The sequence below is a fragment of the Serratia sp. (in: enterobacteria) genome, from assembly GCF_046715635.1.
Taxonomy (GTDB): domain Bacteria; phylum Pseudomonadota; class Gammaproteobacteria; order Enterobacterales; family Enterobacteriaceae; genus Chania.
The window spans coordinates 1-7,766 of sequence record NZ_JBKJYW010000555.1 but is presented as its reverse complement, the minus strand read 5'-3'; the positions used below and the strand labels follow the sequence as shown (position 1 = coordinate 7,766).

The window sequence follows — 7,766 nt, the reverse complement described above, 5'->3', positions numbered from 1 at the left end:
TGGTAGGTGTACCACTCGCTGATAAAACCGTTCAGCGGCGGCAGGGCGGAGATCGACATACAGCCGATCAGGAACGCCAGCCCGGTCAGCGGCATCAGCTTCGCCAGGCCGCCCATCTGTTCCATATCGCGGGTATGCACACGCCAAATTACGGCACCGGCCCCCAGGAACAGCAAACCTTTAAACACCGCATGGTTGAGCAGGTGGTACAGCGCGCCGAGCAGGCCCAACACCGCCATCACCGGATGTCCACTAGCCATGCCGACCATTGCCACGCCAACGCCCATTAAAATGATGCCGATGTTCTCCACCGTGTGCCAGGCCAGCAGGCGTTTGATATCGTGTTCAGCCAACGCATACAGCACTCCCAACACCGCAGACACCGCGCCGAAGGCCAGCACCACGATGCCCCACCACATTTCGGTGGCACCCAGCAGATCGATCCCGACCTTGATGATGCCGAAGATGCCGATCTTTACCATCACGCCGGACATCAGCGCCGAAGCATGAGAAGGGGCCGCCGGGTGGGCGCGTGGTAACCAACTGTGCAGCGGCAGCATCCCCGCCTTGGCCCCAAAACCAAAGAAAGCCAACAGGAAAACGACCGACGCCATCCAAGGGGAGAACGACCGCGAACGGAAAGAGTCAAAGTCCAGGCTGCCGCTCTCCCGCCACATCAGGAAGAAGGCGATCATGATCAGCACCGAGCCGGCATGGGCGATAAAGAAGTACAGCAAACCAGCGCTGATGGATTCGTCATCCTGATCGGCGATCACCAGGAACCAGGAGGCCAGCGACATCATTTCAAACAGGATAATGAAGTAGAAGGCGTTATCCATCACCACCAACCCGACCATCGAGGCAATAAACAGGTTCATAAAGAACCCCATACTCGCGGCACCTTTGCCGCGATACTCCTGCACATAGGCGATGGAATACAGCGCGCAAACGCTGACCAGCAGCGAAATCACTACCAGCATAAAGGCCGCCAGCGAGTCCATCCGCACCACAAAGGCGGCAAACGAGAACAGGCCAGGGGTGGAGAAGGTGAGGGTTTGCCCGCTTAACAGGACGGGGACGGCGCTGCACAACCCTAACAGGCCGCCGATCATCGCGCTGATCCCCGCCAACAAAATGGCGAGGCGCTCCCGGCGAAACAGCAGCAGCGACAGCACGCCGCCGGTGACATAAATCACCAAGGCCCAAAGCAGTAGAGTGAGAGAGTCCATGTTTATTTCTGCCCCCTGACGAGAGAAGGAGAGGATGGCCAGCCGATCGCGACCTGGCTGGCTCGCGCCAAACGCCGGGCCTGTGCCTCCTGTTCAAGCTGCTGTTCATCGACGATATGCAAGGCATTCGTAGGGCATATGCGCACGCATTCCGGCCCATCGGCGAGGAAAGCGCAGAGATCGCACTTCACTGCCACCGTTTTGACCCCGGCATTCCAGGACAGATAGGGAGATTGGCTTGCGGGGCTGGTTGGCACGTCCGGCAGCAGCTCTGCCGGGACGTACTGCTCAAACATCGACGGGATATTGACCGGCCCACTGCCCGCAGGCGTGATTGCACCGAATGGGCAGGCCAGACCACACAGTTTGCAGCCAATGCACAGGGTCTCGTTGAGCTCGATGGCGTGCTCGCCGTGCGTGATGGCATTGACCGGGCAAACGCGTGCGCAAGGGGCATCCTCACACTGGCGACAAAGCATCGGCGCCGTTTGTTCTCCGACGCGCGTCACCGTCAGCCTGGGATGCGACTGTAACCCTTCAGCCTTATGCACCTCGGTACAGGCGGCCATGCAGGTATTGCATCCGATGCAGTGTTGAGGCTCCGCAAGGACAAAGCGGTTCATGGCCGTTCCTCCAACAGATAGCGGTTCATGCTTACATCGCCAACGACAGTGGGCTGAGGGCGGCGCGGCGGCGTTTTTCCGCGTTCATTTTTTGCAGCAGTTGTTGGTCTACGCAGTGCAGCGCATCGGTGGGGCAAAACTCCATACAGGCCGGGCCATTGGCACGTCCGCTGCAGAGATCGCACTTATGCGCTTCCGCTTTTTCGGCGGCGGGGAACATCAAGGTATTGCCCTGATGTGGCACCGGACGGGTAACTACTTCCATCACTCCGTATGGGCAAGCCATGACGCAGGCTTTACAGCCGATGCAGCGTTCCTGCGTGACCTTGACCATACCGTCGCTCTGGCTGATGGCCCCGTTGGGGCAAACGCTGGCGCAGGGGGCATCATCACACTGACGACACAGCACCACGGTGCTGACATTGCCGCCTTTCAGCAGATGCAGGCGAGGCGTGAAGTTGGCGGCATCCAGCGTCGAGACATCCTGGTTTTGGCTATGGGCCACTACGCAGGCGATCTCACAAGTACGGCAGCCAATGCACTTTTGCGGATCGGCCATGATAAACCTGTTCATCAATCACTCCTGATTACCTTCCATCGTTAAACTCTAGGCGGCGAGCCTTTGAGTCTGTGCTGCCGTTAGCTATACACAAAACGTGCCAAGCCTAATAAATAGATATAAACCAGTGGGTTGGGTTTTTATTGGTCGCACATCAACGGCTGATTGGCATAAACGACGAAGCCGGAGAGGGTATTCGTCATGTTCCACTTGGGTTAGCGTCGTCACTTCGTCATTTTTGTCGAAAGCGGTAGCAAAAATGACGGTTTTGCTCCTCACCCCAACCCTCTCCCACAGGGAGAGGGAGCCGATCGGCGTTGTCGATAAGTACGGGAATAAAGTTGCGGCACAGGTGGCTCCTTCTTCGTGGTCAGGTGGGGTTGTCTCTATTCGGGGTCAGACGCAGGAGTAGAGTTGTGGCACGGACTGTCCCCTCTCCTTGGGGAGAGGGTTAGGGTGAGGGGCAAATACGCCACCTTGGCACCGTAATTGCACTAGCTGAAGCATCGGTCATTAATCGCCGAACAACGGAGCTCCGATGCATGAAATAACCCTGTGCCATCACGCGATGGAAATCATGCAGCAGCACGCCCGGCAACATCATGCCCGGCGTATTACCGCCGTCTGGTTTGAGATCGGCGCATTTTCCTGCGTGGAAGCCGAGTCGCTGCGGTTCTGCTTCGACATGGTTTGTCGCGGCACCTTGGCCGAAGGTTGTGAACTGCACCTGCTCGAACAGCAAGCACAGTGCTGGTGTCACGACTGCCGGGCGGATGTGCAACTGCTGGTTCCCCAGGTGTTGGTCTGCCCGCAATGCGGCGGGCGCAACCTGCGGGTGCAGGCGGATGACGGTTTGCAACTTAAGCGCCTGGAAATTGAATAACCAAGAGGAAAAAGCATGTGTATAGGCATTCCCGGTAAGGTTGTGGCGCTGGACGAAAACCAACCCCAGCACGCCTGGGTTGACGTCTGCGGTGTGCAACGAGAAGTGAACATTGCCCTGGTGTGTCAGGACGATGAACCACCAGAATCGCTAATCGGTAGCTGGGTGTTGATCCATGTAGGATTTGCCATGAGCCGCCTGGATGAGCAAGAAGCGCAGGAAACCTTGTCGGCGCTGCAAGCTATGGGGGAAGTGGAGCAGGACGTCGCGCTATTCCTGGCGGGGGAAAGCCACCAGGGGGCTCAGCGATAAATTGTGCTATCCAGGCAAATGGCATTGCTGTTGCGGTGTTTTGTTGATCCGGTAGGGAGAAATTATCGTTAACAAACCTTACTCTTTGTGAGGATGTTCGCTGGCAATAATCTTCGTGACTCAGACAAGTGATAAACCATGTCGACTGTACGCTTGGAACAACAAGACCTGCTCGAAATTACCCGCATGCTGCTCGGACAGCATGATTTTACCGATCTGTTACTGCAATTGCGTCAGGTGCTGCGGCGTCTGCAACTTGCCGACAGTGTAGCCTTGGTATTATTTGATCCCCACAGCGAACGGGTGAGTTTTTACGGGCTGGATCACGCGCTGCAGCCGGTAAACTATCAGGACGAAACGCTGCTGGCGAATGGCCCGGTGAGCCGCTTCCAACATAGTTCGTTGCCCCAGCGCTGGCAGGTAGACGAGTTGCACGATCGCTATCCGCAAATCCGCGCCCTGAAGTTGCATCCTCCCTTCAACCAATATTGCCTGATGCCGCTACATGCGGGCGGCCGGCCACTGGGTGGCTGTGAATTACTGCGTAGTGGAAGCGAGCCGTTCAGCGATGCCAGCCTGGTGCAGTTGCAAACGCTGATGGAAGTGGTGGCGCTGGCAACGCAGCAGATCGTTTTGCTGGAAAATGCGCAACGGCAACAGCACCAGTTGCGTCATGAACTGGATGACTATCGCATTTTAGTGGATGTCACCAATGCGGTGCTGTCAAAGCTGGATCTGGATGACGTGATGGGGGAGATCTCGGAGAAAATTCACCACTTTTTCAACAGTGACGCCATCAGCATCGTGTTACGCAGTAATCACGCCGAGCAGCTCACCATCTACTCTACCCACTATCTGAACAATAACGCCGCCGAACGCCAGCAGTACAACGTGGCGTTGGCAGGCACCTTAACCGAACGGGTGATGCACAGTGGCGAAATGCTGCTGTTGAACCTGAAAAATGCCGAGCAGCTTTCCGGCTATGAACGTCGGCTGTTTGAACTTTCACAGGGCAGGATCGAGGCATTGTGCGTGCTGCCGCTGATCTTCGGCCAAAAGAAGCTGGGCGTGCTGAAGCTGGCGCAATGCCAGGCGGATGGCTTCAACGCGGCCAACCTGCGGGTGCTGCAACAGATTGCCGAGCGCATAGCCATCGCGGTGGATAACGCGCTGGCCTGCCAAGAGATCAACCGGCTAAAAGAGAGTCTGGTGCATGAGAACCTGTATCTGACCGAACAGATCAACGTGAATCATCCCGATCTGAGCGAGATTGTCGGGCGCAGTGCGGGAATGTCTGCGGTACTCAAACAGGTGGAAATCGTGGCCAAAAGCGACTGTTCGGTGCTGATCCTCGGGGAAACGGGCACTGGCAAGGAGTTGATTGCGCGAGCGATCCACAACCTTAGCGAACGGCGTGACCAGCGCATGGTGAAAATGAACTGTGCGGTGATGCCTGCAGGCTTGTTGGAGAGCGATCTGTTTGGCCATGAAAAAGGCTCGTTTACCGGGGCTTCCACCCAACGCATGGGCCGCTTTGAGCTGGCGGAGAAGGGGACGCTGTTCCTGGATGAAGTGGGGGAGATCCCTATTGAGCTGCAACCCAAACTACTGCGGGTATTACAAGAGCGGGAGTTTGAGCGGGTCGGAGGCAATAAGCCGATCTCGGTCGATATCCGCCTAATCGCCGCCACCAACCGGGATTTGCAGCAGATGGTGGCCGATCGTGAATTTCGCAGCGATCTGTTCTATCGCCTGAACGTGTTTCCGATTGTCATTCCACCGTTGCGCGAACGGCCCGAGGATATCCCCCAGTTGGTCAAGTTCCTGACCCATAAAATCGCCCGGAGAATGAAACGCACCATCGACAGTATTCCGGCGCATACGCTGCGTTTATTAAGCCAGATGCCCTGGCCGGGCAATGTGCGTGAGCTGGAGAACGTGATTGAGCGGGCGGTATTACTGACGCGCGGCTCGGTGCTTGAGCTGCCGCTGCCCGAATTGCAGTATTCGCAACCCGCAGTAGTGCTATCCGCACCAGCCACGGAAACGGTATCGCCGGAGGAAGATGAGCGCCAACGTGTGCTCCGCGTACTGAGAGAAACCAACGGCGTGGTCGCTGGGCCACGCGGGGCCGCACAGCGCCTTGGGTTGAAACGCACTACGCTGCTTTCGCGGATGAAGAAGTGGGGGATTTCGGTGAATTGATGGTGTGGGAGCCGCGTCAATCACCGTGTAGTGGCGCCGCATTGCTGCGCCCGTTCAACGATCACGGGAGCTACACGGACAACCACGAATTTGGTACTGGGATTGGGAAGGGATAACGAGGGTAAATAAAAACAGCCAATCTTGCGATTGGCTGTTGAGTGAAGCTAAGGCAGGCCTTAGGCTTCGATTGGGGCACGCCAGTCGTCAGAACCAGAGGTCCCGGCGGTGTTGTGTTCCCAAGTGATTTTACGGTATGCCAGTGAAACGCGAACCAACTGTGTGAACTCAGCTTTGGTTGGATCTTGGCAGTGTGGCATTCTGCAGTCGATATCGATGATGGTGGCATCTTCCAGTTTGGTGGTAAAGAAGTGCTCTTGTTTACCTTCGATCGAGGTGCGGTACCATTTCAATTCAACCGTTGGCAGCATTTCGCCAGAGGCCAATGCGTTATACAGCAATGGAACCGCTTTGTTATAAGCCACGGTAAAACGGAATGGCTTATGTGCACGCTGCCCTGAAGGCTGACCAGACTGCGGATCGGTTGGTACGGTAACGATATGTTCAAATTCCTGAACCAGCATCTGGTCTTCGTGGCCTTGAACAAAGATGTTACCTACAGATTCAGCGGTAAATGCGCTGGCGGTAATATTACCCTGGGTTTTCCCTGTGATAGAGATATAAGCTGGAGTTGGCATCTTAAAGATCCTTGTCAGTTAGCTTGGTATTAACTCAATGCTAGTCACACCGGCTAGTCGATATTAATCGACCTCGAATGTCACTTGCCCCACTTCTCACTTCGGCCATCACTATAATCGGGTCTTTCCCTAGTGCCAAGCTACCCACAAATTTACAAATTTTATTCCCTTCGTTAATGGTATAAATGATTATAATATTTGTATTATTGGTGTTTTATGCTGGTTTAAGTATTGATGGCGCCTATGATTGTTGGTTGTATTATAATTTTAAAAATTGGTTAACTTTTCAAATTGTTGTTTTTATTTGGTTATTTATTTTTTGTGAAATTATTTTTTATGATCATAAGCCGAAGATTGCTCTCGCCAGGTGATAAATACTTAGGAGCCTTAGTAAAGAAAAACTTATGGACTTTTACCGGTCAGATCGGGGACGATACATTCAGTGAAACTATGCTAATGCAGGAACTGTCCGGATTTACCGTGGGCCGTAAACTAACTGGCCAGGGTTCTTTGTATTATTTGAGATAATTCGCAGACCTCGGTGCGGTATAGGAAAATTCCCAACTTTGTCTACGAGGTAGCATTATTCGCAGGCTTCGGTACGGCATAAAGGAAGGTATTTAGCTTTACGGTGATAGATTTACTATCTGAATAGATGGCGCTAACTCTATTAGCATGGATGATATCTGAATGTCATTTTCCGGTGCTCATTCAACAAACATTAGCTGGTATTCCCTTATTGTGACTAAAAGGACGAGTGATGAGTAAGAATAATCAAAGCAGTGTTGCCCCCAAGGAAAGGATCAACATCAAGTACGTTCCCAACACGGGCGATCAAACCACTGAAATTGAACTGCCACTGAACCTGATGGTCGTTGGCGATCTCAAGGGCGTTCGTGAAGATACCCCGATTGAAGAACGTCAGGTTGTTTCCGTCAGCAAGAACAACTTCAATGCGGTGATGAACGAAGCCAATATCAACCTTTCGTTCACAGTACCCAATCACCTGGAAGGTGAAGGGAAAGAAGAGATGCCGGTAGCATTGGCGATCAATTCCCTCGACGATTTTTCACCGGACAACGTCGCAAAAAACGTCCCTGAACTGAAAAAAATTCTGGAACTGCGGGAAGCGTTGGTCGCCCTGAAAGGGCCTCTGGGCAACATTCCTGCCTTCCGTTCTCGTCTACAAGATCTACTTGGCAATGAAGAAATGCGTGAGCAGTTGCTAAAGGAACTGGACATTCTTAATCAGAAATAATT

General features: G+C 54.0%; 8 protein-coding genes. 4 read left to right on the top strand and 4 right to left on the bottom strand.

Annotated features, from left to right (window positions below):
* From ACLQ7H_RS28825 to hydN, 3 genes are all read right to left on the bottom strand, one after another.
* On the bottom strand, window positions 1-1,229 hold a 1,229-nt coding region (locus tag ACLQ7H_RS28825; RefSeq protein ID WP_411755632.1), incomplete at its 3' end, for a proton-conducting transporter membrane subunit.
* A gap of 2 nt (window positions 1,230-1,231) precedes the next feature.
* On the bottom strand, window positions 1,232-1,852 hold the full coding sequence (locus ACLQ7H_RS28820) for a 4Fe-4S dicluster domain-containing protein (protein ID WP_411755631.1): 621 nt from the start codon (window positions 1,850-1,852) through the stop codon (window positions 1,232-1,234).
* A gap of 31 nt (window positions 1,853-1,883) precedes the next feature.
* Window positions 1,884-2,426: an electron transport protein HydN gene (gene hydN / locus ACLQ7H_RS28815; protein WP_411755630.1), complete on the bottom strand. Its 543-nt coding sequence runs from the start codon at window positions 2,424-2,426 to the stop codon at window positions 1,884-1,886.
* A 523-nt stretch (window positions 2,427-2,949) separates the two neighbouring features.
* Here hydN and hypA point away from each other — a divergent pair.
* From hypA to flhA, 3 genes are all read left to right on the top strand, one after another.
* Complete coding sequence (gene hypA / locus ACLQ7H_RS28810) at window positions 2,950-3,294, top strand: hydrogenase maturation nickel metallochaperone HypA (RefSeq protein ID WP_411755629.1); 345 nt, start codon at window positions 2,950-2,952, stop codon at window positions 3,292-3,294.
* A gap of 15 nt (window positions 3,295-3,309) precedes the next feature.
* Entirely contained in the window at window positions 3,310-3,606 is a 297-nt protein-coding gene (gene hybG, locus ACLQ7H_RS28805; protein ID WP_411755628.1) for a hydrogenase maturation factor HybG, read from the top strand.
* Window positions 3,607-3,744: 138 nt separating this feature from the next.
* Complete coding sequence (gene flhA / locus ACLQ7H_RS28800; RefSeq protein ID WP_411755627.1) at window positions 3,745-5,811, top strand: formate hydrogenlyase transcriptional activator FlhA; 2,067 nt, start codon at window positions 3,745-3,747, stop codon at window positions 5,809-5,811.
* A 176-nt stretch (window positions 5,812-5,987) separates the two neighbouring features.
* Here the strand turns inward: flhA and ACLQ7H_RS28795 are convergent, their stop codons facing one another.
* Window positions 5,988-6,506: an Hcp family type VI secretion system effector gene (locus ACLQ7H_RS28795; RefSeq protein ID WP_411755626.1), complete on the bottom strand. Its 519-nt coding sequence runs from the start codon at window positions 6,504-6,506 to the stop codon at window positions 5,988-5,990.
* Window positions 6,507-7,266: 760 nt separating this feature from the next.
* Here ACLQ7H_RS28795 and tssB point away from each other — a divergent pair.
* A complete protein-coding gene (gene tssB, locus ACLQ7H_RS28790; RefSeq protein ID WP_411755625.1) occupies window positions 7,267-7,764 on the top strand; it encodes a type VI secretion system contractile sheath small subunit in 498 nt (165 codons plus the stop codon).
* The last annotated feature ends 2 nt before the right edge of the window (window positions 7,765-7,766 follow it).

Coding starts and splice junctions, on each gene's coding strand:
- hydN (WP_411755630.1), bottom strand. CDS start 2,426: ATGAACAGGTTTATCATGGCCGATCCGCAAAAGTGCATTGGCTGCCGT.
- hypA (WP_411755629.1), top strand. CDS start 2,950: ATGCATGAAATAACCCTGTGCCATCACGCGATGGAAATCATGCAGCAG.
- ACLQ7H_RS28820 (WP_411755631.1), bottom strand. CDS start 1,852: ATGAACCGCTTTGTCCTTGCGGAGCCTCAACACTGCATCGGATGCAAT.
- hybG (WP_411755628.1), top strand. CDS start 3,310: ATGTGTATAGGCATTCCCGGTAAGGTTGTGGCGCTGGACGAAAACCAA.
- flhA (WP_411755627.1), top strand. CDS start 3,745: ATGTCGACTGTACGCTTGGAACAACAAGACCTGCTCGAAATTACCCGC.
- tssB (WP_411755625.1), top strand. CDS start 7,267: ATGAGTAAGAATAATCAAAGCAGTGTTGCCCCCAAGGAAAGGATCAAC.
- ACLQ7H_RS28795 (WP_411755626.1), bottom strand. CDS start 6,506: ATGCCAACTCCAGCTTATATCTCTATCACAGGGAAAACCCAGGGTAAT.